Source organism: Burkholderia orbicola, assembly GCF_900100915.1.
Lineage (GTDB): Bacteria > Pseudomonadota > Gammaproteobacteria > Burkholderiales > Burkholderiaceae > Burkholderia > Burkholderia orbicola.
Genome location: NZ_FNKW01000002.1, coordinates 2,622,224 through 2,647,740 on the forward strand (window position 1 = coordinate 2,622,224; position 25,517 = coordinate 2,647,740).

19 protein-coding genes are annotated in these 25,517 nt (G+C 68.9%); 11 read left to right on the top strand and 8 right to left on the bottom strand.

Features of this window, described 5'->3' with window-relative positions; translation table 11 throughout:
- Window positions 1-357: 357 nt before the first annotated feature.
- On the bottom strand, window positions 358-540 hold the full coding sequence (locus tag BLS50_RS28590) for a hypothetical protein (RefSeq protein ID WP_074806003.1): 183 nt from the start codon (window positions 538-540) through the stop codon (window positions 358-360).
- Here BLS50_RS28590 and BLS50_RS28595 point away from each other — a divergent pair.
- The 3 genes from BLS50_RS28595 to BLS50_RS28605 all read left to right on the top strand — a co-directional run bounded on the left by BLS50_RS28595 (window position 539) and on the right by BLS50_RS28605 (window position 11,858).
- Window positions 539-9,136 carry an autotransporter-associated beta strand repeat-containing protein gene (locus BLS50_RS28595; RefSeq protein ID WP_080486933.1) on the top strand — a complete coding sequence of 2,866 codons (8,598 nt, stop codon included), beginning with the start codon at window positions 539-541 and terminating at the stop codon, window positions 9,134-9,136. The two genes, BLS50_RS28590 and BLS50_RS28595, sit on opposite strands and share 2 nt — an antisense overlap.
- Before the next feature lie 154 nt (window positions 9,137-9,290).
- On the top strand, window positions 9,291-11,513 hold the full coding sequence (locus tag BLS50_RS28600) for an amylo-alpha-1,6-glucosidase (protein ID WP_027808060.1): 2,223 nt from the start codon (window positions 9,291-9,293) through the stop codon (window positions 11,511-11,513).
- A 96-nt stretch (window positions 11,514-11,609) separates the two neighbouring features.
- Complete coding sequence (locus BLS50_RS28605) at window positions 11,610-11,858, top strand: hypothetical protein (RefSeq protein ID WP_027808061.1); 249 nt, start codon at window positions 11,610-11,612, stop codon at window positions 11,856-11,858.
- Between the two features lie 483 nt (window positions 11,859-12,341).
- Here the strand turns inward: BLS50_RS28605 and penR are convergent, their stop codons facing one another.
- Window positions 12,342-13,232 (bottom strand): beta-lactamase transcriptional regulator PenR, encoded by an 891-nt coding sequence (penR, locus tag BLS50_RS28610; protein WP_027808062.1) that lies wholly within the window; start codon window positions 13,230-13,232, stop codon window positions 12,342-12,344.
- Between the two features lie 136 nt (window positions 13,233-13,368).
- Between penR and blaPEN-B the strand changes: the two genes are divergently transcribed.
- On the top strand, window positions 13,369-14,307 hold the full coding sequence (blaPEN-B, locus tag BLS50_RS28615; protein ID WP_074806007.1) for a PEN-B family class A beta-lactamase: 939 nt from the start codon (window positions 13,369-13,371) through the stop codon (window positions 14,305-14,307).
- Between the two features lie 482 nt (window positions 14,308-14,789).
- On the opposite strand, the gene BLS50_RS28620 is transcribed toward blaPEN-B, so the two are convergent.
- The 5 genes from BLS50_RS28620 to BLS50_RS28640 form a co-directional block, all read right to left on the bottom strand.
- Window positions 14,790-14,990: a DUF805 domain-containing protein gene (locus tag BLS50_RS28620; protein WP_011547232.1), complete on the bottom strand. Its 201-nt coding sequence runs from the start codon at window positions 14,988-14,990 to the stop codon at window positions 14,790-14,792.
- 579 nt (window positions 14,991-15,569) lie between these two features.
- The gene (locus BLS50_RS28625; protein ID WP_060211865.1) at window positions 15,570-15,938 is read right to left on the bottom strand and encodes an antibiotic biosynthesis monooxygenase family protein; all 369 of its coding nucleotides are present in this window, start codon (window positions 15,936-15,938) and stop codon (window positions 15,570-15,572) included.
- 35 nt (window positions 15,939-15,973) lie between these two features.
- Window positions 15,974-16,420: a MarR family winged helix-turn-helix transcriptional regulator gene (locus BLS50_RS28630; RefSeq protein WP_074806010.1), complete on the bottom strand. Its 447-nt coding sequence runs from the start codon at window positions 16,418-16,420 to the stop codon at window positions 15,974-15,976.
- Window positions 16,421-16,742: 322 nt separating this feature from the next.
- On the bottom strand, window positions 16,743-18,110 hold the full coding sequence (locus tag BLS50_RS28635; RefSeq protein WP_412668074.1) for an ATP-binding protein: 1,368 nt from the start codon (window positions 18,108-18,110) through the stop codon (window positions 16,743-16,745).
- 5 nt (window positions 18,111-18,115) lie between these two features.
- The gene (locus BLS50_RS28640; protein WP_011547236.1) at window positions 18,116-18,778 is read right to left on the bottom strand and encodes a response regulator; all 663 of its coding nucleotides are present in this window, start codon (window positions 18,776-18,778) and stop codon (window positions 18,116-18,118) included.
- 234 nt (window positions 18,779-19,012) lie between these two features.
- On the opposite strand from BLS50_RS28640, the gene BLS50_RS28645 reads away from it, so the two are divergent.
- From BLS50_RS28645 to BLS50_RS28665, 5 genes are all read left to right on the top strand, one after another.
- On the top strand, window positions 19,013-19,366 hold the full coding sequence (locus BLS50_RS28645; RefSeq protein ID WP_074806016.1) for a YgiW/YdeI family stress tolerance OB fold protein: 354 nt from the start codon (window positions 19,013-19,015) through the stop codon (window positions 19,364-19,366).
- Between the two features lie 55 nt (window positions 19,367-19,421).
- Window positions 19,422-20,282: a MurR/RpiR family transcriptional regulator gene (locus BLS50_RS28650; RefSeq protein ID WP_027812727.1), complete on the top strand. Its 861-nt coding sequence runs from the start codon at window positions 19,422-19,424 to the stop codon at window positions 20,280-20,282.
- A 58-nt stretch (window positions 20,283-20,340) separates the two neighbouring features.
- Entirely contained in the window at window positions 20,341-20,766 is a 426-nt protein-coding gene (locus BLS50_RS28655; RefSeq protein WP_027808068.1) for a GNAT family N-acetyltransferase, read from the top strand.
- A gap of 183 nt (window positions 20,767-20,949) precedes the next feature.
- On the top strand, window positions 20,950-22,617 hold the full coding sequence (locus BLS50_RS28660) for an ankyrin repeat domain-containing protein (RefSeq protein ID WP_074806019.1): 1,668 nt from the start codon (window positions 20,950-20,952) through the stop codon (window positions 22,615-22,617).
- 145 nt (window positions 22,618-22,762) lie between these two features.
- Entirely contained in the window at window positions 22,763-23,623 is an 861-nt protein-coding gene (locus BLS50_RS28665; protein ID WP_074806815.1) for an isocitrate lyase/PEP mutase family protein, read from the top strand.
- Here the strand turns inward: BLS50_RS28665 and BLS50_RS35640 are convergent.
- Window positions 23,571-23,822, bottom strand: coding sequence for a hypothetical protein (locus tag BLS50_RS35640; RefSeq protein WP_143028384.1), 252 nt, complete (start codon window positions 23,820-23,822; stop codon window positions 23,571-23,573). The genes BLS50_RS28665 and BLS50_RS35640 overlap by 53 nt on opposite strands.
- Before the next feature lie 145 nt (window positions 23,823-23,967).
- Between BLS50_RS35640 and BLS50_RS28670 the strand changes: the two genes are divergently transcribed.
- On the top strand, window positions 23,968-24,234 hold the full coding sequence (locus tag BLS50_RS28670) for a YodC family protein (protein ID WP_006480798.1): 267 nt from the start codon (window positions 23,968-23,970) through the stop codon (window positions 24,232-24,234).
- Window positions 24,235-24,335: 101 nt separating this feature from the next.
- A complete protein-coding gene (locus BLS50_RS28675; protein ID WP_074806023.1) occupies window positions 24,336-25,505 on the top strand; it encodes a cytochrome P450 in 1,170 nt (389 codons plus the stop codon).
- The last annotated feature ends 12 nt before the right edge of the window (window positions 25,506-25,517 follow it).

Below are 25,517 nucleotides of genomic sequence, written 5' to 3' on the forward strand. Positions count from 1 at the left end.
AAATCCACATTCGCATGCCAATTTGGCAAATGCGGATGAGTCGTATTGGCGATTCGCGATGTTAAATATATTGCACTGCAAAATTCACATATTCTGGGTCAAGGCGATATATCAGTGTTTTCACGGATGCGGCGCATCCGATATCTTTGAGAAATGTCAAAAAGCACCGGCGAAAAACGTGCCGGATGTTATTGCCACGAGCCTGTCGGGGAGTAAAAAGTACATATCCCTTGGCCCTTGATCCGACGGGGAAATATCGACTGGAAAACGGCTCGAGTTTGATATAGCCTTGTCTGATAAAAGCAGGGCGGTAATCAAATCAACCAGAAAGTCGCTGCAAAAATACAGGGGCCACCATCATGTCATTCGACTAGTTTCGAACCTGCATTCCCGGGTTGTTAAAAAATTCATCCATGAATCAACCGACATCGCGTCGCGATTGCCGGAGCGGACGCTTTTATCCGTGATTTTCTGCCGTGCGTCAGTCGGTGTGGCCGCAATACCAATACCAAAGCCGAAATCAATAACGAGGGAAAGCATGACTATTGCGCGTTCGAAAAAAGCGGGTGAGCCGTTTCCGAGACTGCTGTTGCCCACGGGCGTGTTTCTGGCGCTGTCGGGCGCGGGCATCGTTCCCGCCCACGCGACCTGCAGCACGGCGGGCACCACGGTGACCTGTTCCGGCGTCGCGAATCCGCTGGCGCCCAGTTATTCGAACAGCGCCAACAACCTGAACGCGACGGTCAACCCCGGTGCGAGCGTCGGCGTGCTGCTCGGCGTCGGCGGCACGGCGATGTCGCTGACCGGCAATAACGTCACGCTGACCAACAACGGCACGATCGACCCGTCGGCGCTCGGCTCGGGGCTCGGCGTGCTGTCGAGCGGCACGGTGGTCGGCAACGCGGCGGCGAGCACCACGACCGTGACCAACAACGGCACGATGATGGGCTCGACCGGCGTCGCGATCAGCGGCGTGACGGGCATGGCGCTGTCGGTTCAAAACGGCGCGGGCGGCACGTCGACGATTACGAATACGGGTACGATCGGCTCCTCCCCGCTGGTCGGCGCGACCCTCGTCGGCGCCGATGCGCCGGTGGTCGCCGCGTACGGCGGCGGCACGGTCAACATGACGAACAGCGGAACGATCACCGGTCGCGTGTCGTTGGGGTCGAGCGGCACACCGGGACAGGGCAATACGTTCACCAACTCGGGCACGATCAACGGCGGCGTGTCGATGGGGGCGAACAGCACGAATACGTTCAATGCCGTGACGGGCTCGTCGGTCAACACGGCCGGTGGCACCGGCGGCGCATTCAACATCACGGTCGGGCCGGTCACGCTCGGCGTGGCGGCAACCGGCGTGGTCGACGGCGGCGCGGGCGGCAACAACACGCTCAACCTGCAGCAGGGAACTGCGGCGAACGGCACGATCGCGGCCAACAACTACATCAACTTCAATCACCTCGACGTCACGAGCGGCAACTGGACGATCAACGGCGCGTCCACCGCGCAGGACGCGACGCTGTTGGGCGGCGTGGCGATCATCAACAACAACGCGTCGCTCGGCACCGGTACCGTCACGGGCAACGGCGGCGCGTTGCAGGCCGGCACGACGGGACTCAACGTCTCCAACAACGTGTCGCTTGGCGCGGGCGGCCTGACGGTGCAGGGTGCGACCGGCCTGACGCTGTCCGGCGGGGTGTCGGGTGTCGGCGCGCTGACGAAGAACGACGGCGGCACGCTGACGCTGTCCGGCGCGAACAGCTACACGGGCGCCACGAACCTGAACGCCGGCGGCCTGGTGGTCGGCAACAATTCGGCGCTCGGCATCGGCGCGCTGAACGTCAACGCGTCGGCGGCGCTCGACGCGAGCACGAACGTGACGCTCGCCAACACGGTCAATCTTGCCACCGGCTCGACGCTGACGCTCGGCGGCAGCAACGACCTCGGGCTGACCGGCACGATCAGCGGCAGCGGCGGCCTCACGAAGAACGGCGCGGCAACCACGACGCTGAGCGGCGTGAATACGTATACGGGCGATACGACCATCAACAGCGGCACGCTCGCGCTGAACGGAGCCGGCAGCCTGTCGGCGACCGGCACGGTCAACCTGACCGGTGCGGGCGCAACGTTCGACGTGACCGGTGCGTCGGGCGCGCGGACCATCGGCTCGCTGGCCGGCGCGGCCGGCACGAACGTGACCCTCGGCGCCAATTCGCTGACGCTCAACGGCAGTGGCAATGCGACCTATGCCGGCACGATCGGCGGGTCCGGCAGCGTGACGCTGTCGGGCAGCGGCACGCAATCGCTGACGGGCTCGAACGTGTACACGGGCGGCACCAACCTGAACGGCGGCAACCTCGTCGTCGGCAGCAATACGTCGCTCGGCATCGGCGCGGTGAACGTGAACGGCTCGTCGACGCTCGATGCGACCACCAACGTGACGCTCGCGAACGGCGTCAACCTCGCGACGGGCACGACGCTGACCCTGGGCGGCAGCACCGATCTCGGCCTCGGCGGCGTGGTTTCCGGCGGCGGCGGTCTCGTGAAGAACGGTGCGGCGACGCTCACGCTGTCGGGCGCGAACAACTATGCAGGCGGCACGACGCTGAATGCCGGCGGACTGGTGCTCGGCAACGGCTCGGCGCTCGGCACCGGCGCGCTGACCGTCGGCGGCTCGGCGACGCTCGATGCGAACACGAACCTCACGGTCGGCAATGCGATCGATATCGGGACGGGCAATACGCTGACGCTCGGCGGCAGCAACGCGCTCGGGCTGAGCGGTGCGATTTCCGGCGCGGGTGCGCTCGTGAAGAACGGTGCGGCGACCACGACGCTGACGGGGGCGAACACGTACACCGGCGGCACGACGGTCAACGCCGGCACGCTGGCGATCGGCGCGGGCGGCAGCCTGTCGTCCACGGGGACGGTGAACCTGGTCAATCCGGGGGCCGCACTGGACATCAGCGCGGGCAGCGCGCAGTCGATCGGCGCGCTGTCGGGCGGCATCGGCACGAGCGTGAGCCTCGGCGCCAACGCGCTGACGCTGGGTGGGACCGCGAGCGGCACGTTCAGCGGCACGATCGGCGGCACCGGCAGCCTGACGCTGGCGGGTACCGGCACGCAGACGCTGAACGGCGCAAATACCTACACCGGCGGGACGAACCTCAATAGCGGCAGTCTCGTGCTCGGCAACAACGGGGCGCTGGGCGCCGGCGCGCTGAACGTCGGCGGCTCGGCCACGCTCGATACGAACGCGAGCCTGACGGTCGGCAATGCAATCAATCTCGGCACGGGTGCTGCACTGACGCTGGGGGGGAGCAACAACCTCGCACTGGGCGGCGCGATTTCCGGCGCGGGCAGCCTCGTGAAGGACGGTGCGGCTACCACCACGCTGACCGGCGTGAATACCTACACGGGCGGCACGACGATCAACGGCGGCACGCTGGCGATCGGGGCGGGCGGTAGTCTCGCATCGACCGGCACGATGAACCTCGCAGGCGCCGGTGCGACGCTGGACCTGAGCGCCGCGACGGGCGGCCAGACGCTCGGTGCGCTGTCGGGTGTCACGGGTACGAACCTCAACCTCGGCGGCAACGCACTGACGCTGGGCGGGACCGCCAGCGGCACGTTCAGCGGTGCGATCGGCGGCACCGGCAGCCTGACGCTCGCGGGCACCGGCACGCAGACGCTGAATGGCGCGAGCACCTATTCCGGCGGGACGAACCTCAATAGCGGCAGCCTTGTGCTCGGCAACAGCGGGGCGCTTGGCGCCGGTGCACTGAACGTCGGCGGCTCGGCCACGCTCGATACGAACACGAACCTCACGGTCGGCAATGCGATCGATATCGGGACGGGCAATACGCTGACGCTCGGCGGCAGCAATGCGCTCGGGCTGAGCGGGACGATTTCCGGCGCGGGTGCGCTCGTGAAGAACGGCGCGGCGACCACGACGCTGACGGGCGCGAACACGTACACGGGCGGCACGACGATCAATGCCGGCACGCTGGCGGTGGGCGCGGGCGGCAGCCTCGCATCGACCGGCGCGATGAACCTGGCAGGCGCCGGCGCGACGCTGGATCTGAGCGGCGCGGCGGGCGGGCAGACGCTCGGCGCGCTGTCGGGCGTCGCGGGAACCAACGTCAACCTGGGCGGCAACGCACTGACGCTCGGCGGCACGGCCAGCGGCACGTTCGGCGGGGTGATCGGCGGCACCGGCGGTCTCACGTTGTCGGGCACCGGCACGCAGACGCTGTCCGGCGCGAACACCTATACGGGCGGCACGACGATCGGCGGCGGCAGCACGCTGGCACTGGGCGCGGGCGGCAGCCTGGCGTCGACCGGCACGGTGAACCTGGCCGGGTCGGGTGCGACGTTCAACCTGGGTGGCGCATCGGGCGCGCAGACGATCGGCGCACTGACCGGTGTGGCCGGCACGAACGTGAACCTCGGCGGCAACGGGCTGACGCTGAGCGGCGCGGGCAACTACGCGTTCGGCGGCGCGATCGGCGGCACGGGTGGCCTGACGCTGGCCGGCGCGGGTACGCAAACGCTGACGGGCGCGAACACCTACACGGGCGGGACGACGATCGGCGGCGGCAGCACGCTCGCACTCGGCGCAGGCGGCAGCCTCGCGGCGACCGGTGCCGTGAACCTCGCGGCCGCGGGGGCGACGTTCGACGTGAGCGGCGCGTCGGGCGCGCAGACGATCGGCGCGCTGACCGGCGCGACCGGCACGAACGTGGCGTTGGGCGCGAATGCGCTGACGCTGAACGGCAGCGGCAACAACACGTTCGGCGGCGCGATCGGCGGGACGGGCGCGGTGACGTTCGCTGGCACCGGCACGCAGACGCTGACGGGGGCGAACACGTACACGGGCGGCACGACGATCGACGGCGGCAGTACACTGGCACTCGGCGCGGGCGGCAGCCTTGCATCGACGGGCGCGGTGAATCTCGCGGGCACCGGTGCGACGTTCGACGTGAGCGGTGCGACGGGCGCGCAAACGGTCGGCGTGCTGACCGGCGCAGCCGGCACGAGCGTGAACCTCGGCGGCAACGCGCTGACGCTGAACGGCAGCGGCAACAACACGTTCGGCGGCACGATCGGCGGGACGGGTGGCCTGACGCTGGCGGGGACCGGCACACAAACGCTGACGGGTGCGAACACGTACACGGGCGGCACCACGATCGGCGGCGGCAGCACGCTGGCACTTGGCGCGGGCGGCAGCCTCGCGTCGACGGGCGCGGTGAACCTCGCGGGCGCGGCTGCGACGTTCGACGTGAGCGGTGCGACGGGCGCACAGACGGTCGGCGCGCTCACCGGTGTGGCCGGCACGAACGTGAATCTCGGTGCAAATGCGCTGACGCTGAACGGCAGCGGTAACAACACGTTCGGCGGCATGATCGGCGGCACGGGCGGCGTGACGTTTGCCGGCACCGGCACGCAGACGCTGACGGGCGCGAACACCTACACCGGCGGCACGACGATCAACGGCGGCAGTACGCTCGCGCTTGGCGCGGGCGGCAGTCTCGCGTCGGGCAGTGGGGTGAATCTTGCGGGGGCCGGTGCGACGTTCGACGTGAGCGCCGCGACGGGCGCGCAGACGCTCGGCACGCTGTCGGGCGCGGCCGGCACCAACGTGAACCTCGGCGCGAACGCGTTGATGCTGAACGGCAGCGGCAACGGTACGTTCGGCGGCGTGATCGGCGGGACGGGCGGCGTGACGCTGGCGGGGACCGGCACACAAACGCTGACGGGCGCGAATACGTACACGGGCGGCACGACGATCAACGGCGGCAGCACGCTGGCACTCGGTGCAGGCGGCAGCCTCGCGGCGACCGGTGCCGTGAACCTCGCGGGCACGGGGGCCACGTTCGATCTGGGCGGCGCATCGGGCGCGCAGACGATCGGTTCGCTGGCCGGTGCAGCCGGCACGAATGTGAACCTCGGCGGCAACGCGCTGACGCTGAGCGGCAACGGCAGCAGCACGTTCGGCGGCGCGATCGGCGGCACCGGCGGCCTGACGTTGTCGGGCAGCGGCACGCAGACGCTGACGGGCGCGAACACGTATACCGGCGGCACGACGATCAGCGGCGGCGGCACGCTGGCGCTGGGTGCGGGCGGCAGCCTCGCATCGACGGGCGCGGTGAACCTCACCGGCGCCGGTGCGACGCTCAATCTGAGCGGTGCGACGGGCGCGCAGACGATCGGCACACTGGCTGGCGCGGCCGGCACGAACGTGAATCTCGGCGCGAATGCGCTGACGCTGAATGGCGCCACCAACGGTACGTTCGGCGGCACGATCGGTGGAACGGGCGGTGTGACGGTCGCCGGCACGGGCACGCAAACGCTGACGGGCGCGAACACGTACACGGGCGGCACGACGATCAACGGCGGCAGCACGCTCGCGCTCGGCGCGGGCGGCAGCCTCGCGTCGGGCGGCACCGTGGATCTCGCGGGCACCGGCGCGACGTTCGACGTGAGCGGCGCAACGGGCGCGCAGACGCTCGGCACGCTGACCGGCGCGGCCGGCACGAACGTGAATCTCGGCGCGAATGCGCTGACGTTGAATGGCAGCGGCAACGGTACGTTCGGCGGCACGATTGGCGGAACGGCAGGCGTGACGTTCGCCGGCACGGGCACACAAACGCTGACGGGCGCGAACACGTACACGGGCGGCACGACGATCAACGGCGGCAGCACGCTTGCGCTGGGAGCGGGTGGCAGTCTCGCGTCCGGTAGCGCGGTGAATCTCGCGGGCACCGGTGCGACGTTCGACGTGAGCGGTGCGACGGGCGCGCAGACGATCGGCACACTGGCTGGCGCGGCCGGCACGAACGTGAATCTCGGCGCGAATGCGCTGACGCTGAACGGCAGCGGCAACACCACGTTCGGCGGCACGATCGGCGGAACGGGCGGTGTGACGCTGGCCGGCACCGGCACGCAGACGCTGACGGGTGCGAACACGTACACGGGCGGCACGACAATCAACGGCGGCAGCACACTCGCACTCGGCGCGGGCGGCAGCCTCGCGTCGACGGGCGCGGTGAATCTCGCGGGTACCGGCGCCACGTTCGACGTGAGCGGTGCGACCGGCACGCAAACGGTCGGTGCGCTGTCGGGGGCGGCCGGCACGAACGTGAATCTCGGTGCGAATGCACTGGCGCTGAACGGCAGCGGCAGCAGTACGTTCGGCGGCACGATCGGTGGCGCGGGCGGTGTGACGGTGGCGAGCGGCACGCAGGTGCTGACCGGCGACAACACGTACACGGGCGGCACCACGATCGCGGCCGGCGGCACGCTGCAGCTCGGCAACGGCGGCACGTCGGGTAGCGTGGCCGGCAACGTCGTCGACAACGGTGCGCTGATCGTCAATCAATCGGGCAATGTGACGATCGCGAGCGTGCTGTCCGGCACCGGCTCCCTCACCCAGGCCGGCAGCGGACAACTGACCCTGACCGGCACGAGCACGCTGAGCGGCCCGACCACGGTCGGTGCGGGCACGCTGGCCGTCAACGGTTCGCTCGGCCAGTCGACCGTCACCGTGCAGAACGGCGCGACGCTGACGGGCACCGGCACGATCGGCGGCCTCGTGGTGCAGGGCGGCGCGACGGCGGCCGCCACGCAACCGGGCGCGGCGCTGAACGTGGGCGGCAACGTCACGTTCCAGCCGGGTTCGATGTTCCAGGTCGCCGCCACGCCGCAGCAAAGCGGCAGTCTCGCGGCGAGCGGCACGGCGACGCTGAACGGCGGCACCGTGCAGGTGCTCGCGAACCAGAGCGGCTACCAGCCGAGCACGACGTACACGATCCTCAGCGCGTCGTCGGGCGTGCAGGGCGCGTTCACCCAGGTGAGCGCGAACTACGCGTTCCTGACGCCGACCCTCAGCTACGATCCGGGTCACGTCTATCTGCGGCTGGTTCAGAACGGCACGTCGCTGCCCGACGTCGCGACGACGCCGAACCAGCGCTCGGTCGCGACCGCGGTGGCCGCGCTCGGCACCGGCAATCCGCTGTACGACACGGTGCTGACGACCGACGCGCCGACCGCACGCCGCGCGTACGGGCTGCTCGGCGGCGAACTGCAGGCGAGCCTGAAGAGCATGCTGCTGCTCGACAGCCGCTATGTGCGCGACGCGGTGACCGATCGCGTCCGTCAGGGCCTCGCGCCCGGATCGGGCCCGCTCGCGGCCCTGTCGTCGGGCGGCGCCGCGCTGTGCGGCGACAACACGGCCGGCGTGGTCGACCCGACGCTGCCGCCGGAACGCCGGATCGGTTCGCGCGACGGGTGCTACGGCGGGACGCCTTATCAGCCGGTCGTCTGGGGGCAGGCGTTCGGCGGCCGCAGCAGGCTCGCCGGCGATGGCAACGCGTCGTCGATCAACCGCAGCATGACGGGCTTCATCGCCGGCGCCGACATGGCGCTCAACGACAAGTGGCGCGCGGGTCTGGCCGCCGGTGTCACGCACAGCTCGCTCGACAACGACCAGAGTTCGTCGGCAGCGGTGAACAGCTACTACCTGTCGCTGTACGGCGGCGCGCAGTACGGCGCGCTCGGCGTGCGCGGCGGCGCGTCGTACACGTGGTATCGCATCAACAGCGACCGCTATCCGGGCTTCGCGGGCTTCTCGGATCACGACTCGGCCGGCTACAACGCGAATTCGGCGCAGGTGTTCGGCGAAGTCGGCTACGCGCTGCCGGTCGGGCCGGTCGCGATCGAGCCGTTCGCGGGCCTCGCGTATGTGAACCTGCATACCGACGGCTATACCGAAACCGGCGGCGCGGCGGCCCTGCGTGCCGGCGGCGAGACGACCCACGTCGGCTTCTCGACGCTCGGCCTGCGCGCGGCGTCGCAACTCGGCCCGATCGCGAGCGGCACGTTCACCGCGCGCGGGACGGTCGGCTGGCGGCATGCGTTCGGCAACGTGCGGCCGTCGTCGGCGTTCACGTTCGCGAACGGTGGCACGTCGTTCCAGGTGTCGGGCGTGCCGATTGCGCGCGACAGCGCGGTGCTCGAAGCCGGCATTGACGCGAACATCACGAAGCGCCTGACGCTCGGCCTCACGTACAGCGGCCAGTACGGCAGCGGCGTGCGCGACAACGCGATCCTCGGCAACATCCTGTGGAAATTCTGACCGGCAACTGAGGTGCCGTGCGCGGCGCGCTGCGACGAAGCAACGTCGCAGCGCGCCGCGGCCGTTTCGGCGCTGCGCACGTTCGCCGTTCTGGCCTATCCTGTGCGAAACACGCGACGCGCGCCGCGCGTTGCGCCTCGACACAGGAGCATCGATGCCGAATCACGCCGAAGCCACGACGACGCAGGCGCCGCAAGTCGCGCCGGTTCCCCCGACCCCCGCGTCGGGTCCCGCTTTCATCGCGCCCGAAGCCGATCCGCAGGTCCTCGCGCGCAACAACCAGTACGTGCTGAAATCCGGCGACGCGTTCGTGGTCAGCGACGCGCTCGGCGACATCGGCGGGCATGACGACGGCCTGTTCGTCGACGACATGCGCGTGCTGTCGAAATGGCGCCTGACGTTCGGCGGCCGCGCGCCGTCGCTGCTGTCGGGCGCGACGAGCGCCGACAACGCGTCGTTCACCGCGCACCTGACGAACCGCCCGCTGCCGCCGCTTGGCGGCCACGAGACGCCCGAGGGCGTGATCCACATCGAGCGGCTGCGCGTGCTCGCCGGCGACGTGCTGTACGAAGCGCTGACGCTGACGAACTACGGCGCGAGCGAAGCCGAGGTGCCGCTGTCGCTGTCGTTCGCGGCCGATTTCAAGGACATGTTCGAAGTGCGCGGCACGCAGCGGCCGAAGCGCGGCACGGTGGGCGCGCCGCGCGTCGACGCGGGTGCGGTGCGGCTGCGCTACGACGGCCTCGACGGCGTCGAGCGCAACGTGACCGTGCATTTCTCGCCGGCGCCGGACGCGCTGTCGGTCGATCGTGCCGACTACACGCTGACGATCCCCGCGCAGGCGTGCGTGTCGATCTACCTGACCGTCGACGCGACGCTCGGGCCCGCGCAGGCCGAAGGGCCCGGTTGCGGCCGCGTCGCGTTGCGCACCGCGCTCGTCGGCGTGCATCGCGAGATGCGGACGCGGCGCGAGTCGATGGCGCGCGTGAACACCGGCAATCCGCTGTTCGACGCGTGGCTCGATCGTTCGCTCGCGGATCTCGGGCTGCTCACGACGCAGCTCGACACGGGGCCGTACCCGTATGCGGGCATTCCGTGGTTCTCGACGCCGTTCGGCCGCGACGCGATCATCACGTCGCTGCAGATGTTGTGGCTGCAGCCATCGCTCGCGCGCGGCGTGCTGCGTTTTCTCGCCGAGCACCAGGCGCGCGAGACCTCCGCGTTCCGCGACGCGGAGCCCGGCAAGATCATGCACGAGTTCCGCCGCAGCGAGATGGCCGCGACCGGCGAGGTGCCGTTCGCGCTGTACTACGGCGGCGTCGATACGACTCCGCTGTTCATCGTGCTCGCGGGCGCCTATGCCGAACGTACCGGCGACGACGCGCTGATCGACGAGCTGTGGCCCGCGCTCGAGCGCGCCGCGCAATGGGTGATCGACAAGTGCGACCGCAATCCGTACGGGCTACTCGATTACCAGCGCACGTCGGAGCGCGGCCTCGCGAACCAGGGCTGGAAGGACAGCCACGATTCGGTGTTCCATGCGGACGGCCGTTTTCCGGATGGACCGATCGCGCTCGTCGAAGTGCAGGCCTATGCATGCGCGGCGCTCGACGCGATGTCGGCGTGCTCGCACCGGCGCGGCCATGCGGCCGACGCGACGCGCTACGCATTGCGCGCGAAGACGCTGCGTGATCAGGTCGATGCGCTGTTCTGGATGCCGGAAGGCGACTTCTACGGGATCGCGCTCGACGGTCATGGCGAGCTGTGCCGCGTGTTCGCGTCGAATGCGGGCCACCTGCTCGCATTCGGGCTGCCCGACGCCGAGCGCGGCGCGGCGGTCGCCGGCGTGCTCGGCTCCGCGCTGTTCCAGACGGGCTGGGGCATCCGCACGCTCGCGGCCGGCCAGCCGCGCTTCAACCCGATGGCGTACCACAACGGCTCGGTGTGGCCGCACGACAATGCGCTGATCGCGCGCGGCCTGGCGCGCTACGGCGACAAGACGGCGGCGGTGAATCTGCTGCGCGCGCTGTTCGAGGCGGCGGTGAGCTTCGAGATGCGCCTGCCCGAGCTGTTCTGCGGGTTCCCGCGCCGGCGCGGCGAACCGCCGACCGCGTATCCGGTGGCCTGCCTGCCGCAGGCGTGGGCGGCCGGCGCGCCGTTCATGATGCTGCAGGCGTGCCTCGGCGTGAGCATCGACGCGTCGCGCCACGAGGTGCGCGTCGAGCGCCCGGCCTTGCCGGAAGGCGTCGACTGGCTGCGGATCGACGCGCTGCGCGTCGGCGACGAAACCGTGTCGCTGACGTTTCGCCGCGTCGATGGCCAGGTCGTCGCGGCGGCGGAGCAGCCGGGCCGCGTGAAGGTGGTCGCGGTGCTGTAGCGGCCGGCTGCGCGAACGTTGCGCGATGTCGCGCCACGTTCGCGCGCAGCGGCATAGAATCGTGACATGACCCTTGAACGATGGCGGAGGTAGACGATGACGACCGACAACCGGCCCGACGACGGCGACAAGCTCGAGCATCTGGAAGCGGCGGTCGACCACCTGCACAAGTCGATCGAATCGCAGAGCATCGCGGTCGGCGCGGCGAAGGGCATCCTGTTCAGCCTGATCGAAACGCTCGGTGCGCTGATCGGCGATCCCGACCTGCCCGAGCATGCGCGTTCGGGCTACGAAGCGCTGCGCGACAAGGCGAGCGAATTGCGCGGCGGGCTCGACCGCCATTGATGCACGGGCGGCGCACGCGCTGCCCGATTCGGCAGACGAAGCACAAAAGCCCGTGCGCTCAATCAGTTAGGTGCCCGATACGCAGGATATCCACAAGCTTGCCAACACAATCTGTGGAGAACCCGGCCGTCCCTCGGCCGGGTGCGCCGCGCGTGCGCGGTGTGCGGTTCGACCATCGTTCCGGTGCCACACCCTTGACCGGTCAAGGTCCGTGGATCGAATCCCCTTGTGTATCAAGATGTTACGCGTCTGATCTGACGGATATCCACAGGCTTGCCAACAAAATCTGTGGACAACTCGCAATCGATTGCGTCGCAATGGTTGAGGATCAGGCCGGAATGCCGCAGGCCGCGAAGCCCGTGCGCAAAGGCTGCCCGCGCCGTGTATCGGCGCGCGAATGCGTGCGCGATCAAGGGCTTAGGCGCCGGGTACCCAGGATATCCACATCCTTGCCAACACTTTCTGTGGACAAGCGCGGCCGCGCTATTCGGTGGGCGCGGCGCTCGCCGCTTCCGCCACGATCCAGTCGCGAAAGAGCGTCATCGCGGGCGTCAGCGGTTTCGACTTCAGCGACGTGAGCCAGTAGCCGCCGGCGCGCACGTCGATGTCGAGCGGTCGTGCGAGCAAGCCGAGCTGCAGTTCGCGCGCGAACATGCAGGCGGGGGCGAGCGCGACGCCCGCCCCCTGCATCGCGGCCTCGACCATCAGCCGGGACGAATCGAACACGGGCCCGTTGACGGCCCACGGTTCGAGCTGCGCGGCGTCGAACCAGCCGAGCCATTCGTCGGTGCGATACGAGCGCAGCAGCGTTTCGTTCGCGAGATCGGCCGGCTGCGCGAGGCGCCGTGCGATGTCCGGCGTGCACAGCGCGGTGAGCGGCGCATCGAGCAGCCGCTCGTTGCGCGTCGCCGGCCAGTTGCCAACGCCAAAGCGGATCGCGAAATCGAGGCCCTCGGCGGCGAGATCGACGACGTTGTTGTTGGTCCGCAGCCGCAGCTCGACGAACGGGTGCGTGTCGCCGAACTGCTTCAGCCGCGGCATTAGCCAGCCTAGGGCAAAGGTGCCGACGACGCCGAGCGTCAGCACCTCGTGGAAACGCCCGCCGTCGAACTGCTTGAGCACCGTCTCGATGCGGCTGAACGCGTCGCTCAGCACCGGCAGCAGCGCGCGTCCCTCGTCGGTCAGCCCGAGACCGCGCGGCAGCCGCGTAAACAACGTGCAGCCGAGCCGCTCCTCGAGCGAGCGCACCTGTTGGCTGACGGCGGCCTGGGTCACGCTCAGTTCGAGGCCGGCGCGCGTGAAGTTCAGGTGGCGCGCCGACGATTCGAACGCGCGCAACGCATTGAGCGGAAGATGAGGGCGGAGCTTCGTCATAAGAATTTCTTTTGTCAGCGCTCAATTATCGTTGCTTGTCAGGCAACCGTAAAGTCTCGATAGTGCGGTCTCGGCGGCCGGCCGTTTTCAAACCCTCGACGCCGTTTCGCCGCCATTCCACCACGAGACAACCGACATGACCTACTCATCGAAACGTCGAACCCTGTTGCTGGCTGCCGCGACGGCGCCGCTCGTTCTCACCGTCACCGCGTGCGCGTCGCGGCAGGGCGCTGCACCGGACGAAGCCACGCGGGCAGCGGCGGCTCCCGCGGACGCCATTGCGCCTGCCGCGGCGGCGACGACGCTTGCCGATCTCGAGCGGGATGCGGGCGGCCGTCTCGGCGTGTGCGCGATCGACACGGCGAGCGGTCGCGTCATCGAGCATCGCGCGGGCGAGCGCTTCCCGTTCTGCAGTACGTTCAAGGCGATCCTGAGTGCGGCGGTGCTCGCGCAGAGCGTCGAGCGGCCGGGCTTGCTGCAACAGCGCGTGACTTATACCAAGGCCGACCTCGTCAACTATTCGCCGGTGTCGGAGAAGCACGTCGGCGCGGGCATGACGGTGGCCGCGCTGTGCGAGGCCGCGATCCAGTACAGCGACAATTCGGCCGCGAACCTGCTGATGAAGCTGATCGGCGGCCCGTCGGCGGTAACGGCCTATGCGCGCTCGATCGGCGACGACACATTCCGGCTCGATCGATGGGAGACCGAACTGAATACCGCGCTGCCGGGCGACCCGCGCGATACGACGACGCCCGCTGCGATGGCCGCCAGCCTGCGCGTGCTGACGCTCGGCGACGCATTGCCGGCCGCGCAGCGTGCGCAGCTCGTCGCGTGGCTGCGCGGCAACAAGGTCGGCGACAAGCGGATTCGCGCGGGCGTGCCGGCCGGGTGGGCGGTCGGCGACAAGACCGGTACCGGCGACTACGGGACGACGAACGACGCGGGCGTCATCTGGCCGACGTCGCGCGCGCCGATCGTGCTGGCCGTGTACTACACGCAGACGCGAGCCGATGCGCGGGCGAAGGACGACGTGATCGCGTCGGTCGCGCGCATCGTCGCGCAGACGTTCGGTTGAGCGGCGCGGCACGGCGTGCGTGGCGAGCGCCGCGGGCGCGCCGTGCCGCAGTCGTGATCCGCGCGGTCAAACGTTGTGCGATCAACGACTTAGATCGCGCATGCTCAGGATATCCACATGCTTGCCAACAAAAATTGTGGACAAGCCCGCGCGCAGCGGCGCCCGGCGCGACATGCGCTCTCGTGTCGCGTTTGAAGCAGCGCGGACAAAGTCTTTCGGATCAAGCGCTTGGCCCCAGTATGCGCAGGCTATCCACACGCTTGCCAACACAATCTGTGGACAAGCATGGCAGGCGGCGTGGGAGGCGGTGCGTCACGCGCCGAGGCGGCACGCAACCGGCGCTTGCGCGGCCGTGTGCCGCTTTCGAAGCAGCGCGGACAAAGTCGTTCGGATCAAGCGCTTGATCGCGGTATGCGCAGGCTATCCACATGCTTGCCAACACAATCTGTGGACAAGCCCGCGCGCTGCCGCGATGGCAACGCTCAGGGCTGCCGATCGCCGACGGCGGGCCAGCGCGCGAACGCGAACACCCACAGCATGACGAAGTTCAGCACCGGGACGAACATCGTCAGGATCCACCAGCCCGAATGTCCGGTGCGCCGGACGATGCGGACGTACGGATAGACGACGATGGCGACGAGCACGAGCGAGATGAGCAATTGCCACGCGGTGAAGTGTTCCATGGTCTTCCTCGGATTGAAATGTCGTCATGCGGTGCCGGCGGAACGGCCGGCCCGTGGCGCCGACGCGCGTCCCCGGCGCTGCGCGGCCGCGTGCGGCTTGCGTGATCTTGATGGGTGACGGGCGGGGGCGTCAAGGCATCGGCGCAGCGCTGCGATCGCACTGAATCGTCCGTGTTCGCGCGAGCCGCTACCGCGCGCTGCCGAAACGGTGACACGCGGCACGAACCGTAGACCGATCAATGGGTTAGTGCAGGCTTGCGCAGGATATCCACAAGCTTGCCAACACAATCTGTGGGTAAGTGGCGCAGTACCGGCCCGGCCTGCGTGCGGGGTTAGACGAGCATCGGACGTGCATCGGGACTACATCGCCGTGGCGTCGTGATGCGAAGTGCGGCGAAGCGGTGTGCGCGACGGCCATGACGCACGCCGCGTCTGCATCACGCGTGCCAAAGTCCATCGGATCAAGGGTTTAGCGTCGTGGTGCGCAGGATATCCACAAGCTTGCCAACATTTTCTGTGGAGAAGTCCGCGTTCGCGATGCGGCGGGACGCCACACGCTGCCACGCTTCGCACGCGGGCTCACGCCGTACAGATACCGGCCACGCCGACCTTCTGGAACAGGTGCGGGCTGGCGACGGCGGACGACGGATAGGCCGACAGCTTCGCGACGAACTCCGGGTGCGTGAAGGCCGCGCGAAACGCGTCCGTCGATTCCCAGATCGCGTAGTTCAGGTAAGTCGGGCTGTCGCCGAGCGCGCGATGAAGCTGCGTCGAGATGAATCCCGGCTGCCGCTTCATGAAAGCCGCGTCGTCTTTCCAGGCGGCGAGAAAATCGGCTTCGTCGGCGGGCGCCAGCGTGAACACGTTGACGAGCACGACCGGCTCAGCGTCGATCGCAATCTGTTGCTGGATCGGAAAGGCCGGATCCATCGGCTTGAACTGGGGCATCGGGGCTCCTGGTGAGGTAGAGGGCAAGTGGGCGGCTACGCGTGGCCGTCCTGGTCGTGCGCGCCGGACATCGCCGACAGCACGCGCAGCGCCGCGTCGAGGTCGGTCGAGCTGAAGTCGCCGGCGATGTCGCGGACATGCCGCTGCCACTGCTCGACCACGGCCTGATAGGCCGCTTCGCCGCGCGGCGTCAGCGCATACAACGGCGAGCGCTTGTGCGCCGGATTGGGCAACGACAGCACCAGCCCTTCGTCGGTCAGCACGTTGATCTGTTTCAGGACGGCCTGCCGCGTGATGCCCATCGTGTCGGCGATCTGCGGGATGTTCGGCGCGTCCGGCGCCATCGAGATCGCGCCCAGCACCTGCCAGCGCGCGCTGGTCAAGCCGTGCGGCCCGGCGAAAGTGTTGCCCCATTCGATCAGCAGGCCGTTCAACCGGAATACGGATAGCGCGACGGCGGTCAACTTGTCGGATTTCGTCATGATCAGCTTGGGTCGTAAATTGACAACCATTTTACGTAATGGACAACTGGTTGTCAAATTGACGGGCGAGCGTCCACAGAAGAAGGGGTGTTTGTATTGCAGCGTGGGAGAGCACGCGAACATCTACGAGACCTCGACCGGGCTTTGGGTCGAGCGGATCGTTCACGAGAAGTGACGCATGCGTGCTTGCTTGCCCCGGGCCGGCGCATTTGCCGCGCACGCACGACAATCCCTTTCCGATCAAGGGCTTGGTGCCGTTAATGGAAGGTTGTCCACAAGCTTGCCAACATTATCTGTGGACAAGCCTTCGGCCGCCCGCGCGTCAGGCCGGCGGCGGGAAGCGCACCGTGACGGTCAGCCCGCGCCCGCCGCGCGTGGTCCCGAGCGCGACGCTCGCGCGATGCTGTTCGGCGATCCGCTTGACGATCGACAGCCCGAGCCCGCTGCCCGACGACGTGGCGGCCTGCGCACCTTCGCCGCGATAGAAGCGTTCCCACACGTCGGTGCGTTCGGCTTCCGGGATGCCGGGGCCGTCGTCGGCGACTTCGAGCACGGGCGTCGTGCCATCGATGCGCACCGACACGTCGACGCGTGCGCCTTCGCCCGCATAGCGGATCGCGTTGTCGACGAGGTTGTTCAGCAGCACGCGCAGCGTGTCCGCATTGCCCGCGGCGATCACGGGGGCGTCGACGATCGCGCCGAGGTCGATCCGATGCGCGTCGGCGACGCGCGCGCGGTCCGACACCACCGAGCGGCACAGCGCGGCGAGATCGACCGGCGCCGACGCGGCGACGGCCGCCTGCGCATCGGGTTCGAGGCGCGCGAGCGTCAGCAACTGTTCGGCGAGGTGGCCGAGGCGCGTCGTGCCCGCCTGGATCTGCGCGAGGATGTGCTCGCGTTCCTCGGCGCTCGCCGCGCGCCGCAGCAATTGCGACTGGATCGACAGCCCCATGATCGGCGTGCGCAGTTCGTGCGCCGCATCGGCGATGAAGTGGCGCTGCAGCGTGAACGAGCGGTCGAGGCGCGCGAGCAGGTCGTTGATCGCTTCGGCGAGCGGGCGGACCTCGTTCGGCATCGATGCGACGTCGACCGGTTCGAGGTTGTTCGCATTCCTGCGTTTCAGACCGGACGCGATCGCTCGCAACGGCCGTAGCCCCGCGCCGATGCCGAACCACAGGCCCAGCGCGAGCAGCGGCAGCATCGAGAACACCGGCCACAGCAGGTGGACGGCGATGCCCGCGATCGCCTCCCAGCGCGCATGCCGCGCCTGCGCGAGCCGGATCGTCGTGCCGCCGCGCTCGGTCACATAGGTGCGCCATGGCTGGCCGCCGACGTCGACGCTCGCGATGCCCTGCTGCGCGGGCGCCGGCAGCTTCGAATCGCGGTCGGTCGAATACACGAGCGTGCCGTTGCGCCACACTTGCAGCAGCACCGCGTCGGGGTCGCTCGCTTCGAAGCCGTGCTTGCCTTTGGCGTGATTGCTGAACGACAGCTCGCCGTTCGGGCCGACCACGATCTGTTTCGACATGCTGCGCATCTGGTCGTCGAGCAGGTCGTCGAGTTCGCGCAGCGCGCCCCAGTAGGTGCCGGCGCTCGCGACCAGGCCGATCACGCACGCGGCCGGCAGCAGCCACGTCAGCAGGCGCCGTCGCAGCGACGCGTTGCGCCAGCGCGCGACCGCGCGTTGCATGCGCGTCACGTGCCGTCACCGATCCGGTAGCCGACGCCGCGCACCGTGCGGATCATGTCGTGGCCGAGTTTCTTGCGCAGGTTGTGGATATGCACCTGCACCGCGTTGCTCTCGATTTCCTCGCCCCAGCTGTAGAGCCGTTCCTCGAACTGTTCGCGCGAAATCACCGCGCCCGGTTCGCGCATCAGCTCGTGCAGCAGCACGAATTCCTTCGGCGACAGCGGCACTTCGTCGTCGTCGAGCCAGACGAGGTGCTTGACGGGATCGAGCCGCAGCGGGCCGATCGCGAGCGTCGTCTGCGCGCGGCCCGCATGGCGGCGGTTGACCGCGCGGATGCGGGCGAGCAGCTCGTCGAGCTCGAACGGTTTGACGAGATAGTCGTCCGCGCCGCTGTCGAGGCCGGCGATGCGGTCGGGCACGCCGTCGCGTGCGGTGATGATGATCGCGGGCAGGTTTTCGTCGCGGCGGCGCAGCGCGGCGAGCACGGACAAACCGTCGCGGTTCGGCAGCCCGAGATCGAGCAGCAGCAACCCGTAGCCGGTCGCGCGCAGCGCCAGCGACGCGGCGTCGCCGTCCTTCACCCAGTCGACCGCGAAGCCTTCCTGTTTGAGGCCCTGTTCGAGCCCGCTGCCGATCAGCGGATCGTCCTCGACGAGCAGTACGCGCATGAATTCGTGTCTCTCCGACGGGGGCGCTGTGGCGCCCGGGATTCCCATGATAAGCGTACGCGTCTTAGGCCAAGCTTAAATGCGCGCGGTGCGCGGCGCGGTTTTCGTACTCGTCCAATGCGGCACCGTGTCACTTCGGCATGCCCTTCAGGTTTGCTTAATCTTACGGTCCGTAATCTGGCGCCGTCGCGTTCAACGGAGCGCGGCGCCACATCGAAGAAGAGGACCGAGATCATGAAACACCTGGCCAGAATCCTGGCGGTCGCGCTCGTCGCGCTGCCTGCCGCCGTCTACGCGCAATACACGGGGCCGTCCGCGCTGACCACGACCACCGTGAAGGAGCTGCTCGCCAACGGCAAGGATGACCAGCACGTGCAGTTGCAGGGGCGCATCGTCAAGCACGTCGGCGGCGAGGATTACGAGTTCGCCGACGCCACCGGCACGATCCGCGTCGAGATCGACCACAAGCTGTGGGCGGCGGGGCAGCCCGTCAGCGACCAGAACGAAGTGAAGCTGACCGGCGAATTCGAGCGCAAATGGTCGGGCCGCGTGAAGGTCGACGCCGATCACGTCGAAGTGCTGCGCTGACCGGTGGACGCGGGGCCGGTGATACCATGGACGACCGGTTCCCGTTCCCACCAAGATGGCCGCCAATTTCGACGAACTCGCGTCCCGGATCCGGGCGCAATTTTCCGAGCTGAGCCCGCAATTCCAGGCGGGCGCCGCCTTCCTGCTCGATCATCCCGACGAAGTCGCCACGTCGTCGATGCGCAAGGTCGCGCAGCGCGCGCAGGTCCAGCCTGCGTCGCTCGTGCGGCTCGCGCAGCAATTCGGCTTTCCCGGCTGGAACGAGCTGCGCGACCTGTGCGTCGCGCGTGTGCGTACGCGGCCCGAGCCGCTCACGCAGCGCGCGCGCTCGCTCGTGCGGCCCGACGCGAAGGCGTCGCTCGCGCACGATCTGCTCGCCGCGCAGCAGCACAACCTGTCGGCGACCGCCGCGCAGAACGAGCACGCGCTCGCCGATGCCGCGAAGCTGATCCGCAAGGCATCGCACGTGCATGTGGCGGGGTTCCGCTCGTGCTATCCGGTCGCGTTCGGTTTCGTCTACGGCTACCGGCTGTTTCGTCCGACCGTGTCGCTGCTCAACGGCGTCGCCGGTTCGCTCGAAATGGAGCTGCGCACGATCGCGAAGCAGAGCGTGACCGTGATCGTCAGCTTCGCGCCGTATTCGGCCGAGGCGACGCGCGTTGCGCAGGCGGCGAAAGCGCAGGGCAGCAAGATCGTCGCGATCACCGACAGTGCGGTATCGCCGATCGCGCTGCACGCGGACGCGCAACTGATCTTCACGCACGACAGCCCGTCGTTCTTTCCGTCGCTGGTGGCCGCGCATGCGATGGCCGAGACGCTGGTCGCGCAGTTGCTGGCGCTCGAAGGCAGCGACGCGATCGCGGCGCTCGAGCGGACCGAAGCGGAACTGCACGCGAAGGGCGCGTACGTCGTTTGACGTGTGCGGGGATGTGCGGCTGGTTGAACCCACTTTCATTGACTACCCGACGTAACCGATGACGTTGACCTATGCAGTGACCGACGCGGCGGACGCGGAGGTGCGCAAGCAGATCGTCGCGCCGCTCGTCCGCTTCAACGAAAGCCAGGCCGGCCCGGCCGACTTCCGGCCGCTGGCTGTGATCGTGACCGACGCAGCCGGCGCGGTGGTCGGCGGCTTGTGGGGCGGCACGGCGTTCGGCTGGCTGCATGTCGACCTGCTCGTCGTGCCCGAGGCCGCGCGCGGCCAGGGCGCCGGCACGCGCATCATGGATCTGGCCGAACGAGAGGCCGTCGCGCGCGGCTGCCACAGCGCGTGGCTCGACACGTTCGACTTCCAGGCGCGGCCGTTCTACGAGAAGCGCGGCTATGTCCGCTTCGGCGAGCTGCCCGATTATCCGGTCGGGCACACCCGCATCTTCCTGACGAAGAAACTCGCGGGCTGAGCGGCGCCGCGCGGCACGGTTGACGATGCCGACGGCCGTCGCCTACGATACCGGGCAGCGATGCAGGTCGCTTCCGGGTCCGCGGAAAGGGTTCAACCCACCTGTCGCGGCAAATCCAGTCTTCCCCCATCCTTCGTGCTGGCGGTATTGCGGACCTTCGGCCATCCATGCACAAGGATTCGCATGAAAAAGCTGCCTCCCGACGCTCATCCCGATCATCTGAAAAAGCAGGCCAAGGCATTGTTGCGCCTGTACCGGCAGGGCGACGCCGGTGCCGTCGCGCGCTTCGTCGCATCGCTGCCCGCCGCCGCGCATTGCACGCATGACGAAACGCTCACGCTCGGGCTCCGCCTGCACGACGCGCAGTCCTGCATCGCACGCGAGTACGGCTTTGCTTCATGGGCCGATCTCGGCGCGTTCGTCGAAACGCATGCGCTCGCGCGGCAACCGCGCTCGCTGTTGAGCCGGCGCTGGCTCGACCTCGCCTACGGCGCCGACGTGACCGGCGGTTTCGACGCGGCCCGGCCGCGCGTCGCCGCGCAACTGCTGCGCGATCATCCCGATCTCGTGTCGGTCGACCCGATCATCGCATGCGCGGCGGGCGATCTCGACGCGGTGAAGGCGGCGCTGGCCGCCGATCCCGGCTGGATCGCGTGCGCCGGCGGTGCGCTGAAGTTGCCGCCGCTCGTCGCCGTCACGCATTCGCGGCTCGGGCAGCTTCCCGAATTCGCGCCCAGTTTGCGTGCGTGCGCGCGTCATCTGCTCGATGCGGGCGCCGATCCGAACCAGCGGATCGGCAACCGGTATCCGCCGGCCTCGCTCGCCGAGCCCGACGCGTCGGCGCCGCTGTCGGCGCTGTATGGCGCCGCCGGCGTCAATCGCGATCCGGCGCTCACCGCGATGCTGCTGGAAGCTGGCGCCGATCCGAACGACGGCGAATCGTTGTATCACTCGGTGGAGAATCCGGCGTGCACGCGTCTGCTGCTCGAGCACGGCGCACGGGTGGGCGGGACGAATGCGTTGCGGCGCGCGCTCGACGTGCCGGACGCGGCCGCGCTGGAGTTGCTGCTCGCGCACGGCGGCGACCCGAACGAACCGGCCGGCGAAGGACCGACGAAGACGTGGGGCGCGCCGTTGCTGCGCGCGATCGCCGTGCGTTGCCCGGCGCGCCATGTCGCCGCGCTGCTGGAAGCCGGCGCCAACCCCCGCGCGCGGACCGCGGCGGGCGTCAGCGCGTACCGGCTCGCGATGCAGGCTGGGTTGTCCGACGTCGCGGCGCTGTTGCGCGCTGCCGGAGCCGAGGAGACGCTCGACGCACAAGATGCGTTCGTGGCGGCCTGCGCGCGGGCCGATGCCGACGACGCACGGCGCATTCAGGCGAAGCATCCCGAGCTGCCCGGTGCGCTGTCCGACGACCGGCTGCGGCTACTGCCGGACGCCGCCGCGTGGGGCTCGCGCGAGGCGGTGAAGGTGATGGTCGAGCTGGGCTGGCCGATCGCCGCGCGCGGCGGCGACTGGGATGCGAGCGCGCTGAATCACGCGGTGTTCCGCGGCGATGCCGAACTTCTGGCGTTCCTGCTCGCGCGCGGCGCAAGCTGGCGTGAGCTGCACGGATTCGGCAGCGACGCGCTCGGTACGCTGTCCTGGGCGTCCGTCAACGAACCGGAGGGCGTCGGCGATCCCGACTGGGAAGCGTGCGCGCGCGTGCTGATCGCGCACAGCGTGCCGCAAGCGGTGCGCGATCCGTCGAATCCGGATGGCGTGCTGATCGACGGTCGCGCGATGCGGTTCTCCGAGGCCGTCGCCGACGTGTTGCTCGGCATCGACGGCGGGGCGTCTGCATCGACGTAAATTGACGCGAGCGGCCCGGCGCGGTGGCCTGCATTCGGCTTTGGCGCACATTCTTCCGGGTTGCGCGGCGACATTTCGGCAAACGCTGAAACGTCGCGTGCACGACCGGCGTAAGCTCACCGTCAACACCTTCCCGGAGTTCACGATGACCCGTTCCGACCAGCAAGCCCGCCACGCCGAAGCTTTCCGTGCGCTGCACACGCGCCCCGGCGCATTCATCATCCCGAACCCGTGGGACGCCGGCACCGCGCGACTGCTCGCGATGGCCGGCTTCGAGGCGCTCGCCACGACGAGCGCCGGCTACGCGTTTTCGAAGGGGCAGCCCGACAACGCGATCGACCGCGACGCGATGCTCGATCACATCGCCGATCTCGTCGCCGCGGGCGGCCTGCCGGTGAGCGCCGATCTCGAGAACGGTTTCGGCGACGCACCCGACACGGTGGCGGAAACGATCCGGCTGGCGGCCGAGGCGGGCGCGGTCGGCGGCTCGATCGAGGATGCGACGGGCCGCGCCGATACGCCGATCTATGCGCGCGACGCGTCGGTCGAGCGCATCGCGGCGGCCGTCGACGCGGCGCGCGCGCTGCCGTTTCCGTTCACGCTGACCGCCCGCTGCGAAAACTATCTGCACGGCCGCCGCGACCTCGACGACACGATTGCGCGGCTCGTCGCCTATCGCGACGCCGGCGCCGACGTGCTGTACGCGCCCGGCATCACCGATGCCGACGAGATCGCGGCGGTGACGCGGGCGGTCGGCGCGCCCGTCAATGTCGTCATGGGCCTGCAGGGCGAGTTGCTGAGCCTCGACGAGCTGGCGGCGCTCGGCGTGAAGCGCGTCAGCGTCGGCGGCGCGCTGGCGCGGGCCGCGCTCGGCGCGTTCCTGCGCGCGGCGACGGAGATGCGGCGCGACGGCACGTTCACCTTTACCCGGGCAGCCGTGCCGGGAAGCGATATCAACCGCTGGTTTGCCGCGCCGGATAATTCGCCGATTTTGTCAGACGAATGAACCCTAATAAAATCGGGAATCGTTTCCACCGAAACATTGATTGACAATAATCAACCGATTTCGCGTCCGAATAATCGTCGATGATGGCGCGAAAATCATCGTCTATTCTCCGCATTTCCGCCCATTCTGCTGCCGCCGGCGCGCCAGCCGCGCCAGATCTGACGCCCGGCGGGCCGTCGTGCGTGACGATATCGCGCATTGTTGCAGGTTCTCGTTCAGAGCGTTTCCGTGCGCGGGAGTTGCCGGATGATTTTTTGATTGATAATCTGCGGCACGTTCCAATGACCGGTAAGTGGGCCGCCGGGAATATCAATATATTCAATATATAAAAAGCTGAGAGAGCGATGACGATCCGAGAAAATCACCGCGTCAGGTTTCGCGTGGGCGATGTCGTGACGCTGAAAACGGGCGGGCCGCGCATGACCGTCACGTATGCCGGGCCGGTCGTGTTCGACGACGACGACTGGCTGATCTGCCAGTGGTTCGACGAAAGCGGCGAGTTCCGGCAGGAAATGTTCCATCACGACACGGTGGTGCCCGAGCCGCGTGCGATTTCGGCCGGGCGGGTCCGGCTGCGCATGCAGTCGCACCGCTATCGATCGGCGGCCTGACGCCGGCCGGCCGCCGCGATGTCGCGACGCGCGGCGTCCGTGCAGCGACATTTCACGCAATCCCGAAACATGCGGCGGCGCACTGCGCCGATACTGGGCGCATGAACCCGACCGATCCCATTGCCGCGGTCACGCACCGCGATCCCTATCCCTATTACGCCGCGCTCGTCGACGGGCCGCCGCTCGCGTTCGACGCCACGCTCGGCCTGTGGGTCGCGAGCCGCGCGGCGGCCGTGACGGCCGTGCTATGCCATCCGGCCTGCCGCGTGCGCCCGCTCGACGCGCCGGTGCCGCCCGCGTTGCGCGGCACGACGGCCGGCGCGCTGTTCGGCGAACTGGTGCGCATGAACGATGGCGCGTCGCGACACGACGTGCCGAAGCAGGCGTTGCGCGCGGCGTTCGCGCCGATCGATACGGATGCATTGCGCGATCGCGCCGAGGTGCTCGCCGCGCGGCGGTTGCCGGCGCCCGGCGATGCCGACGCGCTGAACGCGTGGTGCATGACCGTGCCCGTGTGCGCGGTGGCCGATCTGCTCGGTTTCGACGAAACGCAGCTCGACGACATCGCGGCGCGCGTCGTCGAGTTCGTCGCCGCGCTGTCGCCGCTGTCGGATGCCGCGGCGCTGGCGCGCGCGAGCGACGCTGCGCGGCATCTGCTCGACCGGATGACGGAATGTGTCGCGCAGTCGCGTGCACACGACGGCACGTTGGTCGCCGCGGTGCAGCAGGCGGCCCGCGCGTCGGGCTGGCACGCGAGCGGCGCGCTGGTTGCGAATCTGGTCGGGTTGTTGTCGCAGACGTGCGAGGCGACCGCCGCATGGCTCGGCAATGTGCTCGTGGCATGGAACGGCGACGTGGGCGACTCAGGCGGGGTGCCGGACGCGGCCGCGCTCGATGCATTCGTCGCCGAAGTCGGACGTTTCGATACGCCGGTGCAGAACACGCGCCGCTTCGTCGCGGCACGCACGACGATCGAAGGCGTGAGCGTCGAAGCCGGCGACGCGATCCTCGTCGTGCTGGCCGCGGCGAACCGCGATCCGGCCGTGCATCGCGATCCGCACCGGCTGACGCCCGGCCGCCCGGCGGGGCCGAATTTCGGCTTCGGCACGGGGCCGCATGGGTGTCCGGGCGAGCGGATCGCACGGGCAGTGACGGCGGGGGCGTTCGCGGCGCGGTTGCGCGCGGGCGGCTGGCCGCCGCGCGACGCACTGAAGTGGGATTACCGCGCGTCGACCAACGTCAGGATGCCGAAGTTCGACGCGAATCGGTGAAGGGGAAGGAGG

Coding starts and splice junctions, on each gene's coding strand:
- BLS50_RS28635 (WP_412668074.1), bottom strand. CDS start 18,110: ATGCAACGCGCGGTCGCGCGCTGGCGCAACGCGTCGCTGCGACGGCGC.
- BLS50_RS28620 (WP_011547232.1), bottom strand. CDS start 14,990: ATGGAACACTTCACCGCGTGGCAATTGCTCATCTCGCTCGTGCTCGTC.
- BLS50_RS28630 (WP_074806010.1), bottom strand. CDS start 16,420: ATGACGAAATCCGACAAGTTGACCGCCGTCGCGCTATCCGTATTCCGG.
- BLS50_RS28605 (WP_027808061.1), top strand. CDS start 11,610: ATGACGACCGACAACCGGCCCGACGACGGCGACAAGCTCGAGCATCTG.
- BLS50_RS28590 (WP_074806003.1), bottom strand. CDS start 540: ATGCTTTCCCTCGTTATTGATTTCGGCTTTGGTATTGGTATTGCGGCC.
- penR (WP_027808062.1), bottom strand. CDS start 13,232: ATGACGAAGCTCCGCCCTCATCTTCCGCTCAATGCGTTGCGCGCGTTC.
- BLS50_RS28670 (WP_006480798.1), top strand. CDS start 23,968: ATGACGATCCGAGAAAATCACCGCGTCAGGTTTCGCGTGGGCGATGTC.
- BLS50_RS28625 (WP_060211865.1), bottom strand. CDS start 15,938: ATGCCCCAGTTCAAGCCGATGGATCCGGCCTTTCCGATCCAGCAACAG.
- BLS50_RS28655 (WP_027808068.1), top strand. CDS start 20,341: ATGACGTTGACCTATGCAGTGACCGACGCGGCGGACGCGGAGGTGCGC.
- BLS50_RS28660 (WP_074806019.1), top strand. CDS start 20,950: ATGAAAAAGCTGCCTCCCGACGCTCATCCCGATCATCTGAAAAAGCAG.
- BLS50_RS28600 (WP_027808060.1), top strand. CDS start 9,291: ATGCCGAATCACGCCGAAGCCACGACGACGCAGGCGCCGCAAGTCGCG.
- BLS50_RS28665 (WP_074806815.1), top strand. CDS start 22,763: ATGACCCGTTCCGACCAGCAAGCCCGCCACGCCGAAGCTTTCCGTGCG.
- BLS50_RS28640 (WP_011547236.1), bottom strand. CDS start 18,778: ATGCGCGTACTGCTCGTCGAGGACGATCCGCTGATCGGCAGCGGGCTC.
- BLS50_RS28650 (WP_027812727.1), top strand. CDS start 19,422: ATGGCCGCCAATTTCGACGAACTCGCGTCCCGGATCCGGGCGCAATTT.
- BLS50_RS28675 (WP_074806023.1), top strand. CDS start 24,336: ATGAACCCGACCGATCCCATTGCCGCGGTCACGCACCGCGATCCCTAT.
- BLS50_RS28645 (WP_074806016.1), top strand. CDS start 19,013: ATGAAACACCTGGCCAGAATCCTGGCGGTCGCGCTCGTCGCGCTGCCT.
- BLS50_RS35640 (WP_143028384.1), bottom strand. CDS start 23,822: ATGCGCGATATCGTCACGCACGACGGCCCGCCGGGCGTCAGATCTGGC.
- BLS50_RS28595 (WP_080486933.1), top strand. CDS start 539: ATGACTATTGCGCGTTCGAAAAAAGCGGGTGAGCCGTTTCCGAGACTG.
- blaPEN-B (WP_074806007.1), top strand. CDS start 13,369: ATGACCTACTCATCGAAACGTCGAACCCTGTTGCTGGCTGCCGCGACG.